This is a genomic window from Aeromonas sp. s7(2024) (assembly GCF_040907825.1).
Taxonomy (GTDB): Bacteria; Pseudomonadota; Gammaproteobacteria; order Enterobacterales; family Aeromonadaceae; genus Aeromonas; species Aeromonas veronii.
Genome location: NZ_JBFOCM010000038.1, coordinates 105,719 through 125,142, shown reverse-complemented (window position 1 = coordinate 125,142; position 19,424 = coordinate 105,719). Strand labels below are relative to the sequence as shown.

Below are 19,424 nucleotides of genomic sequence, written 5' to 3'. Positions count from 1 at the left end.
AACGTGACAGATTAAAGAGGTTGTCTATGCAATGTCATCGTATCGAAGAGCTGCTGGAGTTGTTGCAGCCTGCCTGGATCAAGGAACAGGATCTCAGCCTGGTGCAGTTTGTTGCCAAACTGGCCCAAGAAGCGGGATTTGAAGGGCCTCTGTCCGAGCTGACCGACGACATGCTGATCTATCACCTCAAGATGCGGGAATCCGACAAGCAGGCGATGATCCCCGGTCTGGCCAAGGATCATGTACCCGATTTCAAAGAGGCACTGCTCAAGGCACGCGGAATCAAGTGAATCTTTAGCGGAAGCGCATCACCTCGGGGTGATGCGCTTTTTTGTTGCCGAAAATTGCGATCCAACCCCAATATTAGATACATCTAATCCACACAATTAGCATGCTGTTTAAGATATAATCCGCTCCATAACAAATAAGGGAGCGATGTCTTGCAATGGCCGACCACGATAAAATCGATATCAAGGACGTCACCGACAAGGGCGTAACCGGGACCTTCAACCCCAATACGTTCAAAGCCAGCGACGACAGATTCAACCCGGGCAACCGCATCTATGTGCGGGCCCAGAAAGGGTATTGGCAGCGGATGCGCAAGGCCATGGGCTGGTTCTTTGTGGCGCTGTTCGTGCTGCTGCCCTGGCTGCGTTACGATGGACGACAGGCGGTGCTGTTCGACCTCGGTCACCAGCAGTTCCATATCTTTGGCGCCACCATCTGGCCGCAGGATCTGACCCTGCTCGCCTGGCTCTTCATGATCGCCGCCTTCGGACTCTTCTTTATTACCACCTTCCTCGGTCGGGTCTGGTGTGGCTATCTCTGCCCGCAGACGGTCTGGACCTTCATGTTCATCTGGTTTGAAGAGAAGCTGGAAGGGCCCGCCAACAAACGGCGCAAGCTGGACGAGGCGCCCTGGAGCGGCGAGAAGCTGGCTCGCAAGGGGGCCAAGCATCTGGCCTGGTTGGCGATCTCGCTGGTGACCGGCCTGACCTTCGTCGCCTACTTCCAGGATGTGACTGAACTGGTGCCAGACCTCTTCACCCTGCAGGCCAGCGGATGGGTGCTGTTCTGGGTGCTCTTCTTCACCATCATCACCTACGGCAATGCAGGCTGGATGCGTGCCATCATGTGTATCCACATGTGCCCCTACGCCCGCTTCCAGTCCGCCATGTTCGACAAGGACACCTTCATCGTCGGCTATGACACCAAGCGTGGCGAGACCCGTGGCGCCCGCTCCCGCAAGGCGGATCCCAAGGCGATGGGATTGGGTGACTGTATCGACTGCGATCTTTGCGTACAGGTCTGCCCGACCGGTATCGATATCCGCGACGGCCTGCAGTACGAGTGCATCAACTGCGGTGCCTGCGTCGATGCCTGCGACCAGACCATGGAGCGGATGGGCTACCCGAAAGGGCTCATCAGCTACACCACAGAGCACAAGCTGGCCAACGACTCCACTCATGTGGCGCGGCCCAAGCTGATTGGTTACGGGCTGGTGATGGCGGTGATGCTGGGGGTATTTGTCTACAACGCCATGTCCATCATGCCGATGGGGCTCGATATCCTGCGGGATCGCAACCAGTTGTTCCGCGAAAATAGCGAGGGGCTGATTGAGAACACCTACACCCTCAAGATCCTCAACAAGACCCTGCAGTCCCAGACCTACCAGCTGGATGTGGAGGGCTTGCCCGAGTATCAGTGGTTCGGCCCCCGTGAAGTGACCCTGAAGGCGGGCGAGATCTACACCCTGCCGGTCAGTCTGGCGGTCGATCCCTACAACCTGAAACGGCCGGCGCTGGATATCCAGTTCGTGCTGAAACGGGAGGGGGCGGCGCCCGATGACAGCAAGGGCAACCTGCGCCAGGGCAGCAAGTTTATCAGCCGGTTGTAACTGCGTGTGGCTGCGGGCCGGGCGTGACACCAGTCCGGTCACCAGCGAGCACGGCAATGCCGGTCAGTAGTGATAGAATGGGGCGCAACGGCGCCCCTTTCTTATGGTGGATGACATGCGTTTCAACTATTCCGACCTCAATCCCGACCTCATCATGGATGCGCTCGATCTCAGTGGCCTGCGGCTCGACTCCGGCCTTATCGAGCTCAACAGCTACGAAAACCGGGTCTATCAGTTTCAGGATGAGGATCGTCGCCGCTATGTGGTGAAGTTCTACCGTCCCGGCCGCTGGAGCAGGGCCCAGATCCTCGAGGAGCACGAGTTTGCCACCCGCCTTGCAGAGGCTGAGATCCCGGTCGCCGCACCGCTCGCCTTCGCGGGCGAGACCCTGCTGGAGCACGAGGGCTACCCCTTTGCCATCTGGCAGAGCGTCGGTGGCCGCCAGTTCGAGGTGGATAACCTTGACCAGCTGGAGTGGGTGGGGCGTTTCCTCGGTCGTATTCATCAGATCGGCGCCAGCAAGCCGTTTCACCATCGGGTGCGGCTCGATGTGGAGAGCATGCTGCACGAATCGCGTCAGCTGCTGGCGTCTGGCGAGTGGCTGCCAAGCGGGCTGGCGAAGCAATTCTTCGGGGTGCTCGACGAGCTGATCAAACATGTCAGCGACGCCATGACCCTGGATGTGGCGCAGATCTCCCTGCATGGCGACTGCCACCCGGGCAACATCCTCTGGCGCGATGGTCCCATGTTTGTCGACCTCGATGATTGCCGCACCGGCCCCGCGATTCAGGATCTCTGGATGATGCTGAGCGGCGAGCGCCACGAGCAGCAGATCCAGCTCGACACCCTGCTGGCGGGCTACGAGGAGTTTATGGAGTTCGACTCTCGGGAGTTGGCGCTGATCGAGCCGCTGCGGGCGATGCGCATCGTTCACTACATGGCGTGGCTGGCACGGCGCTGGGAAGATCCCGCCTTCCCCCGTCACTTCCCCTGGTTCAATACCGATCACTACTGGCGTCAACAGATAGCGACACTGCACGATCAGCTGGAGGCACTCAAGGCGCCACCGTTGAGCCTGATGCCAAACTGGTGAAATAGAAGGGATCTTGCGCGGCAAGGGGGACTCGATCTCCGGCCCTGACCATTGACGTCAGCATGGCGAAACAATAGGCTTGGCACTGCTTCGGTTCGCCGGGCGTGCCTCACAGTGATCCCTTAACAGGAAACATCATGAAAAAAGTTCTATTTTTCCTTGCTGCCATGCTGATGATCCCCATGGTTCACGCCGCCCCCGAGTTCAAGGAAGGCGTCAACTACGATGTGGTCAAACAGACTGGCAGTGCCCAGCCGGAAGTGATGGAGTTCTTCTCCTACTACTGCCCGCACTGCGCTACCTTCGAACCGATCGTTGAACAGTTGAAGGCCGGGTTGCCAGAGGGTGTGCCCCTCAAGAAGAACCCGGTTGCCTTCCTCGGCCGCGAGATGGGCCCCGAGATGCAGCGTGCCTACGCCGTTGCCAGCCTGCTCAACGCCGAAGCCAAGCTGACCCCGGCCATCTTCACCAAGATCCACACCCAGCGTCAGCCGCCGATGAGCCGTGACGATGTGAAGAAGATCTTCGTGGACAACGGCGTACCTGCTGAAGAGTTCGACGGTGCCGTCGACAGTTTCGCCGTCTCCGGCATGGTCTCCCAGTTCGATCGCAACACCGAGAGCTACAACATTCGCGGTGTACCGGCCTTCCTGGTGAACGGCAAGTACATGGTGAAGATTGAATCCATCACCTCTCAAGAGCAGTTCAACAAGCTGGTGCAGTTCCTGCTGGCCAAGAAAGACTGATACCCCTTGAGTCGATAAAAAAGCCCGCCGGTGCGAACCGGCGGGCTTTTTGTTTTCTGGTGTTCGGGAAGATCAGACCCCGACGTGGAACGCCTGTTTGAGGTTGCGGATAAACTCCGCATCCCGGCAGAGGGTCTTGCCCGGGCTGTCGGAGATCTTGGCAACCGGGCCGCCATTGCACTCGATCAGCTTGAAGACGATGTTCATCGGGCTGACACCGGGCAGATCGCAGGTGAGCTTGGTGCCGATGCCGAAACTGGTGTTGATGCGACCACGGAAGTGACGGAACAGCTGCACCGCCTTGTCGAGGTTGAGCCCGTCGGAGAAGACCAGGGTCTTGTCGGTGGGGTCGATGCCGAGGCGCTGATAGTGGCTGATCGCCTTCTCGCCCCACACCACGGGATCGCCGGAGTCGTGACGCAAGCCCTGATAGCTGCTGGCCAGCTCGAAGTCGAAGTCCCGCAGGAAGGCATCCATGGTGATGCAGTCGGTCAGGGCGATGCCGAGATGGTCGGTGAACTCGTCCAGCCAGCTGGTGAGGGCAGCGCGCTGGCTGTGCTCCAGCGGGAAGCCGAGCTGCTGGTGCGCCTGGAACCACTCATGGGCCTGGGTGCCGACCGCGGGCAGCTTGTACTTCTGGGCCAGCATGTAGTTGCTGGTGCCGCGAAACGCCGGCAGCCGCTCCTTGAGGCGACCCACTACCGCATCCTGTACCGCGTGAGAGAAGCGGCGGCGGGTGCCGAAGTCGATGAGGTTAAACTCGCTCATCTCGTCGCTGCTCAGCTCCTTCTCCAGCTTGTCGATCTTCTGATCGAGCCGCTCCAGAGCGTGGCTGACGCCGAACTGGGGGTAGCGGAAGCGGTTGCGCATCTCGCTGATGATGGCGAGCACCGGGATTTCCCACAGGATCACATCCTGCCAGGGGCCCTCGACCCGCACATTGATGCGGCCATCCTGCTCGAACACCTTGAGCAGGGAGGCGTCGAGCGGCTTGCGGCGCAGGTGGTCGAGGTAGTCAGGGGTGAAGAAGGGACGCTCGGCCAGAAAATCGAGCTCTGGCCTGGTCAGTCGCAGGGAACCGGCGAGGCGCAGTTGCTCCTCGATCTGCCCCATCATGGGCAGCAGATCCTCTTCATTGCGGCTGTGAAACTCGGCCACCACCTCGGCATCCGGATAGCGATGGAACACCGCCTGCTGCATATGCAGCTTGTAGGCGTCGGTGTCGAGCAGGCTGGTGAGGATTGGGGGCATATCAGGCGTCCAGCAGGCGTTGTACATCGATCAGGGTCTGGGCCAGTTCGGCCCCTGCCTCGATCATCTGGGTGTGGGCGCTGGCAACCGTCGCGGGGGCGATGCCACGGCAGGCATCGAGATGGACGATCACCCGGAAACCGGCGCGGCGCAGTTGCAGCACGCTGGTTTTGACACAGTAGTCGGTTGCGAGGCCGCCGACCAGCACGGTATCGACCTTGCGGGCTTGCAGGAATTCGATGAGTCCGGTGCTGCGCCGTTCGGCCAGGTCGTGGAAGCAGGTGCCGTAGGGATGCAGATCAGGCTCGACCCCCTTCCAGACGAAGAAGTCATAGTCGATGGGAGCGGGCAGGCCGTCGAGCAGCTCGAAGCCCTTGCTACCCGGTACACAGTGCACCGGCCAGGTGAGGTCTGCGTTGGGCAGATCCAGCGGCAACAGCATGCCTGCGGGGTCAGAGACGGCCCAGTCGGCATTGGCGGGGTGAGAGTCCTTGCTGCCGATCCGCAGCGTGGCGAGGGTGGCCTGAGCGTTGAGCGCAGCCACAATATCATCACCGCCCGCGACGGGCAGTTCGTTCGGGCAGAGGGGGGTAAAGCCCTTCTGCGCATCAATATCCAGGCTGGCGACGGTTCCCATGATTGGCTCCTGCACATACTATTCGTGTGATATTATCTACCAAACATTAATGGAAGGCGAGCAGGGCGATCGGCATGCTGAGAATGAGTCTGGATATGGTGGTGCTGCGGTTGCATGAGGAGCGGCTCGAGCTGCTCCTCGAGACCCGCGATCGCCCCCCCTTTGCCCACTGCTGGCAACTGCCGGCGCTGCGCATCGACGAGACCCGGGATCGGGATCTCGATGCCGCCCAGCGCCGTCTGCTGGCGGAGTGGGGGCTCGGTCACTGCTACAGCGAGCAGGTCTGCACCCTCGGCAATCTGGAGCGTGATCCTCGCGGCTGGTCCACGACCCTGGTCTATCTGTGTCTGGTCGATCCGGAAGTGGAAGCGATCCACGGCTGCTGGCATCCGCTCGCCAACCTGCCGGGGCTGAGCCTCGCCTTCGACCATGTCCAGCTCATCGCCAAGGGGCTGGAGCGGCTGCGGATCAAGAGCCGTTACAGCACCCTGCCGCTACAACTGCTGGGGCCCGAGTTCACCCTCTCCGAGGTGCAGCGCGCCTTCGAAATCATCCTGCAAACACCCATGAATACGGCCGCCTTTCGCAAGCGGATCCATCGCGCCGACATTCTGGTGGATACCGGTCGCAAGCGCACCGGCAAACAGCGCCCCGCCATTCTCTATCGGCTGGAGAGCCCCTGCTGCGTGATGTTCGATCAGGTGATGCACGGAGCGGAAGCGTGAGTGAGGCCGGCGTGCACAAGGTGCTGGTGAGTGCCTGCCTGCTGGGTCAGCCGGTGCGTTACGACGGTCAGAGCAAGGGGATTGTCAGCGACTGGCTGAGTGCGCTGGGTGCCGAGGGGCGGGCGCTGGCCTTCTGCCCCGAAGTGGCGGGCGGTCTGCCAACTCCGCGTCCTCCTGCCGAGCGACAGGGCGAGCGCGTAGTGACGGCGAGCGGGATGGATGTGACTGCCGAGTTTGATCGCGGCGCCGAGCTGGCGCTGGAAATCTGTCAGACGCAGGGCATTCGCTTCGCCCTGCTGAAAGAGGGGAGCCCCTCATGTGGCAGCGGCCGTATCTATAACGGCCGCTTTGAAGGTGTTTCTGTGGCGGGCGAGGGTAAGACCACCGACCTGCTGCGCCGCCACGGGATTGCTGTCTTTTCCGAAGATCAGTTGGCCGAGTTGGCTTCTGCGCTCTCTTTGGATTCTTCCCCGGATTTGGCGGCAACCGGCAGCGGCACCTGACCGCTCTGCCACCCCTCCAGCACCTCGTCCTTCTCCTGCCAGCGCTGGTTTAGCCACTCCTGAAAACTGCGCTTGAACTGCTTGTCGTTGAAGTAATCTCCTATCAGCTGTTCATTCACCGGCAGCTCCTCAATCCGCACCTGAATGCGTTTTACCCGTCCCATCAGGAAGTCCTTGAACGGGGTCTCGGCGTTGTCCGGATAGCGGATGGTGACGTTGATCAGGCTGTCGAACTGCTCGCCCATGGCCGCCAGTGTAAAGGCCAGTCCTGCCGCCTTGGGCGGCATCAGGTGACGATAGCGGGAGAGGGCCGCATCCCGTTTCTGCTCGGTGAAGCGGGTTCCTTCCACGAAGTTGATGACGGTAGTGGGGATGTGGCGAAACTTCTCGCAGGCGTTGCGGGTGGTCTCGATATCCTTGCCGCGCAGGTGCGGGTTCTTCAGCAAAAACTCCCGTGAGTAGCGACGCATAAAGGGCATATCGAGCCCCCAGCAGGCGAGCCCCAGCAGCGGGATGTAGATGAGCTCGTGCTTCATGAAGAACTTGGGCACCGGCAGCCTATCGCGGAACAGGTGGCCGAGCACCACGATATCGGTCCAGCTCATATGGTTGCTGATGATGAGATACCAGCCATCCTTGCGCAGCTTGGTATTGTCCTCCACCTGCCAGTCAATACGGGTGGTGAGGCGGATCACCAGCGCATTGCAGGCCAGCCACAGTCTCATGAAGCGGTTGTTGAGCCGGCTGCAGGCACGGCCAAAGGCCGGGATCGGCAGTGCTAGTTTGGCCAGCGACACCAGCAGGATCAGGCTGGCGCACAAGGCGGTGAAAAGGATGGTCAGGCCCGCGCTGATGATCAGCACCAGCGGGCCGGGAAGCAGGGATAGCATGAATGTTTACTGCGCCTTGGTTGCCAGCAGTTGGCTCAGGGTCTGGTCCTTTTCGTGCCAGATCCCGTTCAACCACTGTTGAAACTCTTGTTGGAACTCGGGGTCATTGAAGTAATCCCCCACCAGCTTACGGTCGATCGGCAAATAGCGGACCTGAACCTTGATTTGCCCGACCCGGCCACACATGAAGTCCCAGTAGCTGGGGATGCCGTCCGGATAGGCGATGGTGACATCCACCAGTTGATGCAACTGATCACCCATGGCGGCCAGGGTAAAGGCGATGCCCCCCGCTTTCGGGAGCAGCAGATGACGATAGGGCGAGCCCTGCTTCTGATGCTTGCTGCCGGTGAAGCGGGTGCCTTCGACGAAGTTCATCACACTCACCGGAATGTGGCGGAACCTGGCGCAGGCCTTACGGGTTGTTTCTATGTCTTTTCCCTTCAGATGGGGATGCTTTTCCAGAAATTTCCGGGAATATCGCCGCATGAAGGGGAAGTCGAGCGCCCACCATGCCAGACCGAGAAAAGGTACCCAAATCAGCTCTTTCTTGAGGAAAAACTTCAGGAAGGGGATTTTTTGGTTAAAAACCCGCTGCAGTACCAGTATGTCGACCCAGGATTGATGGTTGGCAATCACCATATACCACTCATTCCGGCGCCCTTTGTCCACTCCGACCACCTCGAAAGGGGTTTTGATGATGGTTTTCTGGATCAGATTGTTGAAACCGATCCAGCAGCTGGCACAGCCATCGAGCAGCCAGTTGCAGAGGGTGCGCCACCCCTTGAGGGGGAGCAGGAGCTTGAGCAGACCCAGCGAGAAGATGGGGACAAACCAGAAGAGGGTGTTGAAAAAATAGAGCAGGGTGGAGAGGCTGCCGCGCAGTCGCTCTGTCAGCTTGTTGGGCATGAGTCGGGTCCGTCTTGCTGTCGATAAAGGGCCATCAAGTGGTCAGATCTGTGGCCATAATATCAGCCGATTGCCCGTGAGACCATTCAGAGCCGTTACGGGGTTGGACTCACCCTTTTCCCTCCTGTCAGCTGCTGCGCAATCGCGACAGCAGCCTGTCCATGGCCCTGTAACCGAGTGCCTCGATAAGATGCTCCTTGCCGATGGCGGGTTGTCCGGCCAGATCGGCGATGGTACGCGACACCCGCAAAATGCGATGCCAGGCCCGGATGCTGAGCCCCAGCTTCTGGATGGCATTCTCCAAAAATTCGGCATCTTGCGGCGATAATCGGCAAATATCTTCGATTTCACGACTATCCAGCAGATTGTTGAGCTTGCCGTTGCGGCTCAGCATGCGCTCCCGTGCCGCCAGCACTCGACCGCGGATCTGCTGGCTCGACTCTCCCCGCTCCGCCTTGCCGGTCAGGCTCCCCTTGGGCAGCAGCGGCACCTCCACCGTCAGGTCGAAGCGGTCGAGAAAGGGGCCGGAGAGCTTGCCGAGGTAGCGCAGGATCTGATCCGGGCTGGAGCGGGTTTGGCCATCGCCATAGTGGCCACAGGGGCTGGGATTCATGGCGCCCACCAGCTGGAAGCGGGCGGGGAAATCGACCTGACGGGCGGCCCGGCTGATGGTGATGTGGCCCGTCTCCAGCGGCTCGCGCAGGGAGTCGAGCACCTTGCGCTCGAACTCGGGCAATTCATCCAGAAACAGCACCCCGTTGTGGGCCAACGATATTTCGCCGGGCCTTGGGTGGCTGCCACCACCCACCAGCGCCACTGCCGAGGCGCTGTGGTGGGGTGTGCGATAGGGTCTGTGGTGCCAGTGACCGGCGCGCGGAGTGAGGCCGCCGATGGAGTGGATGGCGGCGGTCTGCTGCGCCTCCTGCTCGTTCAGCGGCGGCAGAATGCCGGGCAATCGGCTGGCCAACATGCTCTTGCCGGTGCCGGGCGGGCCGATGAACAGCAGGTTGTGGCTGCCAGCGGCGGCAATCTCCAGTGCACGCTTGGCCTGGGACTGGCCGATCACATCCTGCAGGTCCGGCACATCTGGCAGGCTCTCCGCGCTTTGGGGATCCGGCAGCGGCAGTTCGTACTGGCCTGCCAGCCAGGCGGTGACGGCCAGCAACTGGTGGGCGGTGCGCACCTCGGCATCCTGAATGAGGGAGGCTTCCGGGCCGTTCTCCCGCGGTACCAGCAGGGTACGCCCCGCATCCCGGCAGGCGAGTACGGCGGGTAGCACCCCGAGCACGGGGCGGATCTCGCCGGTCAGGGCCAACTCCCCCAAAAATTCGTGATCAAGCAGGTATTTTGCAGGTATTTGTTTTGAAGCTGCGAGAATTCCGATGGCGATGGCCAGATCGAAACGGCCCCCCTCCTTGGGCAGATCGGCGGGGGCCAGATTGACCGTGATGTGTTTGCTCGGGAACTCGAAGTTGCCGTTGAGCAGGGCGCTGCGCACCCGATCCCGAGACTCTTTCACCGAGGTTTCCGGCAGGCCGACCATGTTGAAGGCGGGCAGGCCGTTGGAGAGGTGAACTTCCACCGTAACTTGCGGGGCCGCGATCCCGAGGCTGGCACGGCTATAAACCACAGCTAATGACATAAATCCCGTCCTTGAGTTGATATATGTTCTGACTAACTGCTTGTTGTTGGTTTTTTATTCCAGAGTTCCGGCTGGGGAAGAGCCAAAATCAGTGGGTTGTCACAGAAAAAAGGCTTGCCCAATAAAAATCACCGTGCTAGTTCTAATAGCCATTCGCGGTAGAAACCGCCCCAATTTCACAGGATTTCCGGTTGTAACTATGAACATGGCCTCCCGTTTCGTCAGCATTATTGTGGTCCTAGTGGTGATTATTATCTCACCGCTCGGGGCTCGTTTAGCTGCACGGAACAAGGGATAGACCCACCACCGGACAGAACGAAACAAGCGACCCCCGAGCCTCACCGCTCGGGGGTTTTTTTTCGACCAAAGGACAGGATTTTCCACATGAACGGCGCGCAGTTTTTGGTACAGGCTCTCAAGAAACAGGGTGTGACCCAGGTGTTTGGTTACCCGGGCGGGGCCATCATGCCGGTCTACGATGCCCTGTATGACGGTGGTCTGGCCCATCAGCTCTGCCGCCATGAGCAGGGCGCCGCCATGGCCGCGGTCGGTTATGCCCGCGCCTCCGGTCAGGTGGGGGTCTGCATCGCTACCTCCGGCCCCGGCGCCACCAATCTGGTAACCGGTCTGGCGGAGGCGCTGCTTGACTCGGTGCCGCTGGTGGCCATCAGCGGTCAGGTGCCCTGTTCAGCCATCGGTACCGATGCGTTTCAGGAGGTCGACGTGCTCGGCATGTCCCTCTCCTGCACCAAACACTCCTTCATGGTGACTGATGCCGCCGATCTGGGGCGAGTGCTGGCAGAAGCTTTCGCCATCGCCACCGAAGGGCGTCCTGGTCCTGTGCTGATCGATCTCCCCAAGGATGTGCAGTTGGCCGCGGTGCCTGCCCAGAGCCCGCTGTTTGCAGTGGAAGAGCCGGAGGTGCTCAACCCCTCGGATCTGGCCGCGGCCCGCACCCTGCTGGCCGCCGCCGAGCGCCCGGTGCTCTACGTCGGTGGCGGAGTGGGCATGGCCAATGCCGAGCAGCAGCTGCGTGACTTTGCTGCCGCAACCGGCATGCCAGCGGTCACCACCCTCAAGGGAATTGGTGCGCTCGACCCCGACAGCCCTGTTTATCTGGGCATGCTCGGCATGCACGGCACCAAGGCGGCCAACTACGCGGTGCAGCAGTGCGATCTGCTGCTGGTGGTAGGGGCTCGTTTCGATGATCGGGTGACCGGCAAGCTGGAGGAGTTTGCTCCCGAGGCCAAGGTGATCCATCTCGATGTGGATGCCGCCGAGTTCGGCAAGCGCCGTGCCGCCGAGGTGGGGATCACCACGGATCTCAAACAGGTGTTGCCGCGCCTCGCCATGTTCCTCTCCATCGACCCTTGGCGTGAACACTGTGCGAACATGGCCCGCGAGTATGCGTTCCGCTACGACCACCCGGGTCAGGCCATCTACGCCCCGGCCCTGCTCAAGCAGCTCTCTGCCCGGCTGCCGGAGAGCAGCGTGGTGGCCTGCGATGTGGGTCAGCACCAGATGTGGGTCGCCCAGCACATGCGCTTCACCAGCCCGCGCAACCACCTCTCCAGTGCCGGTCTCGGCACCATGGGCTTTGGTCTGCCCGCCGCCATCGGCGCCAAGATGTCGCGCCCGGAGGATGAAGTGGTACTGGTGAGCGGTGATGGCTCTTTCATGATGAACGTGCAGGAGCTTGGCACCATCCGCCGAGCCCAGCTCAAGGTGAAGATGGTGCTGCTGGACAACCAGCGCCTCGGCATGGTGCGCCAGTGGCAGGAGCTGTTCTTCGACGGCCGCTACAGCGAGACCATCCTCTCCGACAACCCCGACTTCGTCGCCCTGGCTGCTGCTTTCGGCATTCCGGGCGAGACCATCACATGCAAGGAACAGATAGCCGGAGCCCTCGATCGCCTGCTGGCCAGCGAGAGTGCCTACCTGCTGCATGTGGCTATTTCAGAGGAAGAAAACGTCTGGCCCCTGGTTCCGCCGGGAGTCGCCAACCACCAGATGATGGAGCAACGCCCATGAACCCGCACACCCTTGCCCAGCCAGCATTTGCACAGCACACCCTGCATATCCACGCCCAGCCCAGACCGGAAGTGATGGAGCGGGTGCTGCGGGTGGTGCGTCACCGCGGCTTCAATCTCTGCGCCCTCAACATGGAGCAGGATTGCCAACAGCTGCGGATCACGGTTACTGTCGAGTCGGGGCGTCCCATCCAGCAGTTGTGGAGCCAGCTGGTGAAGCTGGTGGACGTCTCCCGGGTCGATGCACTGGAACAGCAACCCCGGATCAGAGCTTAAGGAGCCAAGCCAATGTCACAGCCTTCCCAATCCGCCACTCACCCCCAATACATCTGGTTCAACGGCAAACTGGTGCCCTGGCAGGATGCCCAGGTGCACGTGATGAGCCACGCCCTGCACTATGGCTCCTCGGTGTTCGAGGGGGTACGCGCCTACGATACCCCCAAAGGCACCTGCATCTTCCGTCTGCAGGAGCACACCCGCCGCCTGTTCGACTCCGCCAAGATCTACTGGATGGAGGTTCCCTACAGCGAGTCCGAAGTGAATGAAGCCTGTCGCACCGTGGTGCGCGAGAACGGCCTGAAGAGCGGCTACTTGCGCCCGCTGGCCTTTGTCGGCAACGTGGGGCTGGGGCTGCATCCGCCGCTGGATGCCAAGGCTGACCTGATGGTCGCGGCTCTGCCGTGGGGCGCCTATCTGGGGGAAGAGGGGCTGAAAAACGGGGTGGATGTCTGCGTCACCTCGTGGAACCGGCTCGCTCCCAACACCATTCCCACCGGCGCCAAGGCGGGCGGCAACTATTTGTCATCCCAGCTGATCAGCCGCGAGGCCAAGCGCAATGGCTTCGCCGAGGGCCTGGCGCTGGATGTGAACGGCTACCTGAGCGAAGGGGCGGGGGAGAACCTGTTTCTGGTGAAGAACGGCGTGCTGTTTACCCCGCCCGCTACCGCCGCCATCCTGCCCGGCATCACCCGCGACACCATCATGACGCTGGCCCGTGATCTGGGTTACGAGGTGCGCGAGCAGGCACTGCCCCGCGAGGCGCTCTATGTCGCGGACGAGATCTTTATGACCGGCACCGCCGCCGAGGTGACCCCGGTGCGTTCCGTCGATCGGATGAAGGTGGGCGCTGGCAGCCGTGGCCCGGTGACCGAGCAGTTGCAGAACGCCTTCTTCGGCCTGTTTAAAGGCCAGACCGAAGACAAGTGGGGCTGGCTGACGCCCGTCAACGACTGATAAGAGAGGGGAGGCGCTGTGCCTCCCCGAGTCGCTTCCGGTGAGAACTTCCCAGAGGAGTCTTCACCAGGATCGATTCCGATCCACTCGTATCATCACCGCATAACGCATCGAGCCCATATGGGCATTCAGGGAGTAGAGACAATGCCGAAGTTGAGATCCGCCACCACCACCCACGGACGTAACATGGCCGGGGCCCGCGCCCTGTGGCGTGCCACCGGAATGACCGATCAGGATTTCGGCAAACCCATCATCGCCGTGGTCAACTCCTTCACCCAGTTCGTACCGGGCCACGTCCACCTCAAGGATTTGGGTCAGCTGGTGGCGCGCGAGATCGAAGCTGCGGGCGGCGTCGCCAAGGAGTTCAACACCATCGCCGTGGATGACGGCATCGCCATGGGCCACGGCGGCATGCTCTACTCCCTGCCGTCGCGCGAGCTGATTGCCGACTCGGTGGAGTACATGGTCAATGCCCACTGCGCCGACGCCATGGTCTGCATCTCCAACTGCGACAAGATCACCCCGGGGATGCTGATGGCCGCCTTGCGCATCAACATCCCGGTCATTTTTGTCTCCGGCGGCCCGATGGAAGCGGGCAAGACCAAGCTCTCCGACCAGATCATCAAGCTGGACCTGGTGGACGCCATGATCCAGGGCGCCGATCCCAAGGTATCGGATGCCCAGAGCGAACAGGTGGAGCGCAGCGCCTGCCCCACCTGCGGCTCCTGTTCCGGCATGTTTACCGCCAACTCCATGAACTGTCTGACCGAGGCGCTCGGCCTCTCCCAGCCGGGTAACGGCTCCATGCTGGCGACCCACGCCGATCGTGAGCAGCTGTTCAAGCTGGCGGGCCAGCGCATCGTGACTTTGGCCAAGCGTTGGTATGAGCAGGATGACGAGACCGCCCTGCCGCGCAATATCGCCACCAAGGCGGCGTTCGAGAACGCCATGGCGCTCGATATCGCCATGGGCGGCTCCACCAATACCGTGCTGCACCTGCTGGCGGCGGCGCAGGAGGCGGGCGTCGACTTCACCATGGCCGATATCGACCGCATGTCGCGCAAGGTGCCACAGCTCTGCAAGGTGGCACCCTCCACCCAGAAGTACCATATGGAAGATGTACACCGCGCCGGCGGCGTGGTCGCCATTCTGGGTCAGCTGGAAAAAGCGGGTCTGGTGCATGGGGATACCCGTACCGTGCTGGGTTGCTCCCTCGTTGAACAGCTCAATGAATATGACGTCAGCCGCCAGCCGAGTCAGGAGGTGGTGGACTTCTACCGCGCAGGGCCTGCCGGCATCCGCACCACCAAGGCGTTCAGTCAGGATTGCCGCTGGCCAGAGCTGGATCTGGACAGAACAGAAGGCTGTATCCGCTCGCTGGACAACGCCTACAGCCAGGAGGGCGGCCTTGCCGTACTCTCCGGCAACCTCGCGGTCAACGGTGCCATCGTCAAGACTGCCGGGGTGGATGAGGAGAACCTCACCTTCCGTGGCCCGGCCCGGGTATTCGAGAGTCAGGAGAGCGCTGTGAGCGGCATCCTTGACGGTACCGTGAAAGCAGGCGAGGTAGTGGTGATCCGCTACGAAGGGCCGAAAGGGGGGCCGGGCATGCAGGAGATGCTCTACCCCACCACCTATCTGAAATCCATGGGATTGGGCAAGGCGTGCGCCCTGATCACCGACGGTCGCTTCTCCGGCGGCACCTCGGGCCTCTCCATCGGCCACGTCTCGCCGGAGGCGGCCTCCGGCGGCACCATAGGTCTGGTGGAGGATGGCGACATCATCAGTATCAATATCCCGGCCCGCAGCATGGTGCTGGAGGTGGCCGACAGTGTGCTGGCTGCCCGCCGCGTAGCCGTCGAGGCTCGGGGCTGGAAGCCGCTCGATCGTCAGCGTCAGGTCTCCTTTGCCCTGCGTGCCTACGCTATGTTCGCTACCAGCGCCGATAAAGGCGCGGTTCGCGATCGCTCGATGCTGGGGGAATAAATCATGGTCTCTGCGGCGGATTATCTACGCAAGGTGTTGCTCTCCCCCGTCTATGAGGCGGCGCGGGTGACCCCTTTGCAAACCCTGAAGAAACTCTCCGAGCGGCTCGGCAACCATGTCAGCCTGAAGCGGGAGGATCTGCAACCGGTCCACTCCTTCAAGCTGCGCGGTGCCTACCACAAGATCGCCACTCTGAATGAGGAGCAGAAGGCGCGTGGCGTCATCGCCGCCTCCGCCGGCAACCACGCGCAGGGGGTCGCCCTGTCGGCCGCCAAGCTCGGTATTAAAGCGATCATAGTGATGCCCAAGACCACGCCGGACATCAAGATCGACGCGGTGCGCCGTCAGGGCGGCAACGTCATGCTGTTCGGCAACAGTTTCGACGAGGCCTACGGCGAGAGTCGCCGCCTCGCTGAATTGGAGGGCTACACCCTGATCCCGCCGTTTGACGACGTCGAGGTGATCGCTGGGCAGGGCACTATCGGCAAGGAGCTGCTGGAGCAGGATACCCACCTCACCCACGTGTTCGTGCCGGTGGGCGGCGGCGGGTTGGCCGCCGGGGTGGCGGTCTACATCAAACAGCTGCTGCCGGATGTGAAGGTTATCGGGGTGGAGGCGGAGGGTTCCGCCTGTCTCAAGGCCGCGCTGGCGGCCGGCGAGCCGGTCAATCTGGAGCGGGTCTCGCTGTTTGCCGACGGGGTGGCGGTCAAGCGCATCGGCGAGGAGACCTTCCGGCTGTGCAACCAGTATCTGGACGAGGTGGTGACCGTCTCCAATGACCAGATCTGCGCCGCACTGAAAGATATCTTCGACGACTGCCGCGCCATTGCCGAGCCGTCAGGCGCACTGTCGCTGGCGGGCCTCAAGGCCTACAGCGAGCGCGAGCAGGTCAAGGGGGGCCGGATGGCGGCCATTTTGTCCGGTGCCAACGTCAACTTCCACAGCCTGCGCTATGTGTCGGAGCGTTGCGAAATCGGCGAGAAGCGCGAGGGCATGCTGGCGGTGACCATCCCCGAGCGCAAGGGGGCCTTCCTCGACTTCTGCCGTCAGCTCGGGCCCCGCATGGTGACCGAGTTCAACTACCGCTACTCCGATGCCGAGCAGGCGTCGCTGTTCGTCTCGGTGCGCCTCACCGGCGGTGACGAAGAGCTCGGCCAGATCATCGATCAACTCGGCGGCAACGGTTATCCGGTGGTCAACATGACCGAGAGCGAGCTGGCCAAGAACCACGTGCGTTACATGATTGGCGGCCGCCCGGCCCGGCCCCTTGGTGAGCGTCTCTACAGCTTCAAGTTTCCGGAGCAGCCGGGAGCCCTGATGCGCTTCCTCGAGACCTTGGGCTGTCGCTGGAACATCAGCCTGTTCCACTACCGCAACCACGGCGCCGACTACGGCCGGGTGCTCTGCGCCTTCGAGCTGCCGGACGAGGACGTGGCCGCCTTCCACGACTACCTGCACGAGATTGGCTACGGTTGGAAAGAGGTGAGCGACGACCCCGCCTACCGGCTGTTTCTGGCCAGTTGATGCTGCGATGAGGAGAGAGGGAGGTGTTGGCCTCCCTCTGTTTTTAGGCTGCAATTGGCCACTTCTGTCTGAGCCATTGAAATCCATGAGCCAGCACCATCAGTAGCAGGGTTCCGGGTAGTACCGTTTGCCACAGGAAAGCTGGCTCTTGTCCTGTCATCAGGATCAGCAAGGGATTGGCGCCCGCCGGAGGATGGAGGATATTCAGTCCCTGCATCAGGGCGATGGCCAGCCCGGTTGCCAGCGCCATCTGCACTTCAGCGGGGAGCGGAAGCAGGCCGATAACCAGTCCGACGCAGGCCGTCAGCAGGTGACCGCCCAGCACGTTTTTGGGGCGCGCCAGCGGACTATCTGGCAGGGAAAACAACAACACACAGCTGGCCCCAAAAGGTGCCATGACTAGCGCGACATGCCAGCTCAGATTGAGCCATCCCAATATGCCGATGGTGAGTGCGGCGCCCACACCTGCCCATAACGGGCCATACCATTTTGTCATCATGCTTTCCTCTTGGTTTGCCAGAACTGATTAGGCACATTAGGTAGACAGATCGGTGTACTTCAAGAGGCAAATCATGAGTGAGAAGCGTCAACAACTGGTGGCGACGGCCTACCGTCTGTTCAACCGTCATGGCTTTCATGCCACCGGCATAGATCGCATCTGGACCGAGGCGGGGAGTACCAAGCGTACCCTCTATCGCCACTTCCCGACCAAGGATGCCTTGATTGAGGAGGTGCTGCTCGCTCGTGACCGGGAGTTCTTCGCCCTGCTTGACCAACGGCTGGCCGACGTGACCGGACGCGAAGATCGCCTGCAGGCGCTGTTTGATGGCTTTGCAGAGTGGTTTGGCCGCTCTGATTTCTATGGCTGCAACTTTATCAACGCCAGCGCCGAGTTTGCCGACCCACGCCATCCGGTGCGCAAGCTGGTGATGGCCCACAAGCAGGCGTTACTGGGCTGGGTGATAAACCAGCTCAACTGTTCTCTGGCACAGGCCACCGAGCTTTGCCTGTTGCTGGAGGGGGCTATCGTGATGGCTCACAGCTATCAGCAGCCACTGGCGCTGGAGCAGGCCAGAATGCTGGCGAAGACCATTTTGACCGACGATACCACGATAATGCAGGCCGCTTCACACTCCTGAGCTGCTGGTCATTTGAGGCTGCGTTCGGATGGGATACCCTGAATAGCGGAGAGGCCGCCTGACGGCTTCACACAGGGAAAGTGCGCACTCAGGCGCCCATAACGACTTATTGCAGAGGCGAAAATATGAATAAATCCATGCTTGCCGTATTGGTCAGTGGTTTGCTGGCGGCCGGAGCCGTACAGGCCGCCGCTCAGGACAATACCTGGTATGTCGGTGGCAAGGCCGGTTGGTCCAATTACTATGGCGTTGACCACAACCAGTATGCCGAGTCGATTGCCCAGACGTTGGGTAATACCAGCGAGAACACGGATGATCTGGGTCTGGGCCTGTTCGCCGGTTACCAGCTCAACCCCAACCTGGGTTTCGAGCTGGGTTATGACTGGCTTGGCAAATACGACACCACTTCGGGCACTGGTGCCAATACCCTCAATACCGAAGCCAAGAGCCAGATGATTCAGGCCACCATGAAGATCAGCTTCCCGGCAACGAATGTGCTCGATCTTTATGGCCGACTGGGCGGTGCTTATGCCTGGACGGATAGCGAGATCAGCTTCGCCAATACCAGCGAGACCGGCAAGAAGCATGGCGCCGCCTTCGTTGGTGCGCTGGGTGCCGAATACGCCATCGATCGTGACTGGGCCGCCCGTCTGGAGTACCAGTACACTACGCCGCTGGGTGATGCGTCTCTCGATCGTTCCGGCATCGAGATGGATAACGGCCTGATTTCGTTCGGGATGCTCTATCGTTTCGGTCAGCAAGGTGGCGAGGTCGCTGCACCGGCGCCCGCTCCGGCAGCCGAACCGGCACCTGTAGCCGTGGTTGAGCCCAAGACCTTCAGTCTGAGTTCCGATGTGCTGTTCGAGTTCAACAAGGCGACCCTGAAACCGGCTGCCAATCAGGCGCTCGATGCCCTGTTCAGCCAGATTGTGGCGGCCAATCCGAAAGATGGCGTCGCAACTGTCATCGGTTATACCGACCGCATCGGCTCCGACAACTACAACCTGACCCTCTCCGAGAAGCGTGCCCAGAGCGTGGCCAGCTATCTGGTATCCAAAGGCTTGTATGCCGACAAGGTACGGGTCGAGGGGCGTGGCAAGTCCAATCCGGTCACTGGCAACAGCTGTGCCAGCCGCTCCAAGCAAGAGCTGATCGCCTGTCTGGCACCGGATCGCCGAGTGGAAATTCATCTGGAAGGGGTTTCCCAGCCTGTCCAATAAGC

The 19,424-nt window shown here is 61.2% G+C and carries 19 protein-coding genes; 13 read left to right on the top strand and 6 right to left on the bottom strand.

Going from position 1 to position 19,424, the window contains the following annotated elements; all coding sequences use genetic code 11:
* The first annotated feature begins 26 nt into the window (after window positions 1-26).
* The 4 genes from AB5Y73_RS18525 (at window position 27) to AB5Y73_RS18510 (ending at window position 3,736) form a co-directional block, all read left to right on the top strand.
* Complete coding sequence (locus AB5Y73_RS18525; protein WP_005339598.1) at window positions 27-290, top strand: YihD family protein; 264 nt, start codon at window positions 27-29, stop codon at window positions 288-290.
* Between the two features lie 155 nt (window positions 291-445).
* Window positions 446-1,897, top strand: a complete 1,452-nt coding sequence (ccoG, locus tag AB5Y73_RS18520) for a cytochrome c oxidase accessory protein CcoG (protein WP_005356121.1) — start codon at window positions 446-448, stop codon at window positions 1,895-1,897.
* A 103-nt stretch (window positions 1,898-2,000) separates the two neighbouring features.
* Complete coding sequence (locus tag AB5Y73_RS18515) at window positions 2,001-2,990, top strand: serine/threonine protein kinase (protein ID WP_107683178.1); 990 nt, start codon at window positions 2,001-2,003, stop codon at window positions 2,988-2,990.
* Window positions 2,991-3,127: 137 nt separating this feature from the next.
* Entirely contained in the window at window positions 3,128-3,736 is a 609-nt protein-coding gene (locus AB5Y73_RS18510) for a thiol:disulfide interchange protein DsbA/DsbL (RefSeq protein ID WP_005339604.1), read from the top strand.
* Window positions 3,737-3,808: 72 nt separating this feature from the next.
* Here the strand turns inward: AB5Y73_RS18510 and pncB are convergent, their stop codons facing one another.
* Together pncB and AB5Y73_RS18500 are read right to left on the bottom strand one after the other, a co-directional pair.
* The gene (gene pncB / locus AB5Y73_RS18505; protein ID WP_005342020.1) at window positions 3,809-4,987 is read right to left on the bottom strand and encodes a nicotinate phosphoribosyltransferase; all 1,179 of its coding nucleotides are present in this window, start codon (window positions 4,985-4,987) and stop codon (window positions 3,809-3,811) included.
* A 1-nt stretch (window position 4,988) separates the two neighbouring features.
* A complete protein-coding gene (locus AB5Y73_RS18500; RefSeq protein ID WP_005357452.1) occupies window positions 4,989-5,624 on the bottom strand; it encodes a nicotinamidase in 636 nt (211 codons plus the stop codon).
* A gap of 74 nt (window positions 5,625-5,698) precedes the next feature.
* On the opposite strand from AB5Y73_RS18500, the gene AB5Y73_RS18495 reads away from it, so the two are divergent.
* Window positions 5,699-6,349 (top strand): DNA mismatch repair protein MutT, encoded by a 651-nt coding sequence (locus tag AB5Y73_RS18495; protein WP_005339607.1) that lies wholly within the window; start codon window positions 5,699-5,701, stop codon window positions 6,347-6,349.
* Window positions 6,346-6,852 carry a DUF523 domain-containing protein gene (locus AB5Y73_RS18490; protein ID WP_107683179.1) on the top strand — a complete coding sequence of 169 codons (507 nt, stop codon included), beginning with the start codon at window positions 6,346-6,348 and terminating at the stop codon, window positions 6,850-6,852. Before AB5Y73_RS18495 ends, AB5Y73_RS18490 begins: the two co-directional genes overlap by 4 nt.
* On the opposite strand, the gene AB5Y73_RS18485 is transcribed toward AB5Y73_RS18490, so the two are convergent.
* The 3 genes from AB5Y73_RS18485 to AB5Y73_RS18475 all read right to left on the bottom strand — a co-directional run bounded on the left by AB5Y73_RS18485 (window position 6,777) and on the right by AB5Y73_RS18475 (window position 10,290).
* Window positions 6,777-7,742, bottom strand: a complete 966-nt coding sequence (locus AB5Y73_RS18485) for an acyltransferase (protein WP_107683180.1) — start codon at window positions 7,740-7,742, stop codon at window positions 6,777-6,779. The genes AB5Y73_RS18490 and AB5Y73_RS18485 overlap by 76 nt on opposite strands.
* A gap of 6 nt (window positions 7,743-7,748) precedes the next feature.
* On the bottom strand, window positions 7,749-8,648 hold the full coding sequence (locus AB5Y73_RS18480) for an acyltransferase (RefSeq protein WP_043823224.1): 900 nt from the start codon (window positions 8,646-8,648) through the stop codon (window positions 7,749-7,751).
* Between the two features lie 127 nt (window positions 8,649-8,775).
* Entirely contained in the window at window positions 8,776-10,290 is a 1,515-nt protein-coding gene (locus AB5Y73_RS18475) for a YifB family Mg chelatase-like AAA ATPase (protein WP_181497671.1), read from the bottom strand.
* A gap of 384 nt (window positions 10,291-10,674) precedes the next feature.
* Here AB5Y73_RS18475 and ilvG point away from each other — a divergent pair, with 384 nt between their 5' ends.
* The 5 genes from ilvG (at window position 10,675) to ilvA (ending at window position 17,063) form a co-directional block, all read left to right on the top strand.
* On the top strand, window positions 10,675-12,321 hold the full coding sequence (ilvG, locus tag AB5Y73_RS18470) for an acetolactate synthase 2 catalytic subunit (protein ID WP_107683192.1): 1,647 nt from the start codon (window positions 10,675-10,677) through the stop codon (window positions 12,319-12,321).
* Complete coding sequence (gene ilvM, locus AB5Y73_RS18465; RefSeq protein WP_107683193.1) at window positions 12,318-12,596, top strand: acetolactate synthase 2 small subunit; 279 nt, start codon at window positions 12,318-12,320, stop codon at window positions 12,594-12,596. Before ilvG ends, ilvM begins: the two co-directional genes overlap by 4 nt.
* Before the next feature lie 12 nt (window positions 12,597-12,608).
* Window positions 12,609-13,553 (top strand): branched-chain amino acid transaminase, encoded by a 945-nt coding sequence (locus AB5Y73_RS18460; protein WP_107683194.1) that lies wholly within the window; start codon window positions 12,609-12,611, stop codon window positions 13,551-13,553.
* A gap of 144 nt (window positions 13,554-13,697) precedes the next feature.
* On the top strand, window positions 13,698-15,539 hold the full coding sequence (gene ilvD / locus AB5Y73_RS18455) for a dihydroxy-acid dehydratase (protein WP_107683195.1): 1,842 nt from the start codon (window positions 13,698-13,700) through the stop codon (window positions 15,537-15,539).
* Between the two features lie 3 nt (window positions 15,540-15,542).
* Window positions 15,543-17,063: a threonine ammonia-lyase, biosynthetic gene (gene ilvA, locus AB5Y73_RS18450; RefSeq protein WP_107683196.1), complete on the top strand. Its 1,521-nt coding sequence runs from the start codon at window positions 15,543-15,545 to the stop codon at window positions 17,061-17,063.
* 43 nt (window positions 17,064-17,106) lie between these two features.
* Here ilvA and AB5Y73_RS18445 read toward each other — a convergent pair whose 3' ends face one another.
* Entirely contained in the window at window positions 17,107-17,559 is a 453-nt protein-coding gene (locus tag AB5Y73_RS18445; protein ID WP_076492734.1) for an HPP family protein, read from the bottom strand.
* A gap of 76 nt (window positions 17,560-17,635) precedes the next feature.
* Here AB5Y73_RS18445 and AB5Y73_RS18440 point away from each other — a divergent pair, with 76 nt between their 5' ends.
* Both AB5Y73_RS18440 and ompA read left to right on the top strand, forming a co-directional pair.
* On the top strand, window positions 17,636-18,202 hold the full coding sequence (locus tag AB5Y73_RS18440; protein ID WP_076492654.1) for a TetR/AcrR family transcriptional regulator: 567 nt from the start codon (window positions 17,636-17,638) through the stop codon (window positions 18,200-18,202).
* A 125-nt stretch (window positions 18,203-18,327) separates the two neighbouring features.
* A complete protein-coding gene (ompA, locus tag AB5Y73_RS18435) occupies window positions 18,328-19,422 on the top strand; it encodes a porin OmpA (RefSeq protein WP_107683197.1) in 1,095 nt (364 codons plus the stop codon).
* The last annotated feature ends 2 nt before the right edge of the window (window positions 19,423-19,424 follow it).

What these genes read in the sequence shown, in the direction of transcription:
- AB5Y73_RS18525 (WP_005339598.1), top strand. Translation starts at nt 27, where the DNA reads ATGCAATGTCATCGTATCGAAGAGCTGCTGGAGTTGTTGCAGCCTGCC.
- ccoG (WP_005356121.1), top strand. Translation starts at nt 446, where the DNA reads ATGGCCGACCACGATAAAATCGATATCAAGGACGTCACCGACAAGGGC.
- AB5Y73_RS18515 (WP_107683178.1), top strand. Translation starts at nt 2,001, where the DNA reads ATGGTGGATGACATGCGTTTCAACTATTCCGACCTCAATCCCGACCTC.
- AB5Y73_RS18510 (WP_005339604.1), top strand. Translation starts at nt 3,128, where the DNA reads ATGAAAAAAGTTCTATTTTTCCTTGCTGCCATGCTGATGATCCCCATG.
- pncB (WP_005342020.1), bottom strand. Translation starts at nt 4,987, where the DNA reads ATGCCCCCAATCCTCACCAGCCTGCTCGACACCGACGCCTACAAGCTG.
- AB5Y73_RS18500 (WP_005357452.1), bottom strand. Translation starts at nt 5,624, where the DNA reads ATGGGAACCGTCGCCAGCCTGGATATTGATGCGCAGAAGGGCTTTACC.
- AB5Y73_RS18495 (WP_005339607.1), top strand. Translation starts at nt 5,699, where the DNA reads ATGCTGAGAATGAGTCTGGATATGGTGGTGCTGCGGTTGCATGAGGAG.
- AB5Y73_RS18485 (WP_107683180.1), bottom strand. Translation starts at nt 7,742, where the DNA reads ATGCTATCCCTGCTTCCCGGCCCGCTGGTGCTGATCATCAGCGCGGGC.
- AB5Y73_RS18480 (WP_043823224.1), bottom strand. Translation starts at nt 8,648, where the DNA reads ATGCCCAACAAGCTGACAGAGCGACTGCGCGGCAGCCTCTCCACCCTG.
- AB5Y73_RS18475 (WP_181497671.1), bottom strand. Translation starts at nt 10,290, where the DNA reads ATGTCATTAGCTGTGGTTTATAGCCGTGCCAGCCTCGGGATCGCGGCC.
- ilvG (WP_107683192.1), top strand. Translation starts at nt 10,675, where the DNA reads ATGAACGGCGCGCAGTTTTTGGTACAGGCTCTCAAGAAACAGGGTGTG.
- ilvM (WP_107683193.1), top strand. Translation starts at nt 12,318, where the DNA reads ATGAACCCGCACACCCTTGCCCAGCCAGCATTTGCACAGCACACCCTG.
- AB5Y73_RS18460 (WP_107683194.1), top strand. Translation starts at nt 12,609, where the DNA reads ATGTCACAGCCTTCCCAATCCGCCACTCACCCCCAATACATCTGGTTC.
- ilvD (WP_107683195.1), top strand. Translation starts at nt 13,698, where the DNA reads ATGCCGAAGTTGAGATCCGCCACCACCACCCACGGACGTAACATGGCC.
- ilvA (WP_107683196.1), top strand. Translation starts at nt 15,543, where the DNA reads ATGGTCTCTGCGGCGGATTATCTACGCAAGGTGTTGCTCTCCCCCGTC.
- AB5Y73_RS18445 (WP_076492734.1), bottom strand. Translation starts at nt 17,559, where the DNA reads ATGACAAAATGGTATGGCCCGTTATGGGCAGGTGTGGGCGCCGCACTC.
- AB5Y73_RS18440 (WP_076492654.1), top strand. Translation starts at nt 17,636, where the DNA reads ATGAGTGAGAAGCGTCAACAACTGGTGGCGACGGCCTACCGTCTGTTC.
- ompA (WP_107683197.1), top strand. Translation starts at nt 18,328, where the DNA reads ATGAATAAATCCATGCTTGCCGTATTGGTCAGTGGTTTGCTGGCGGCC.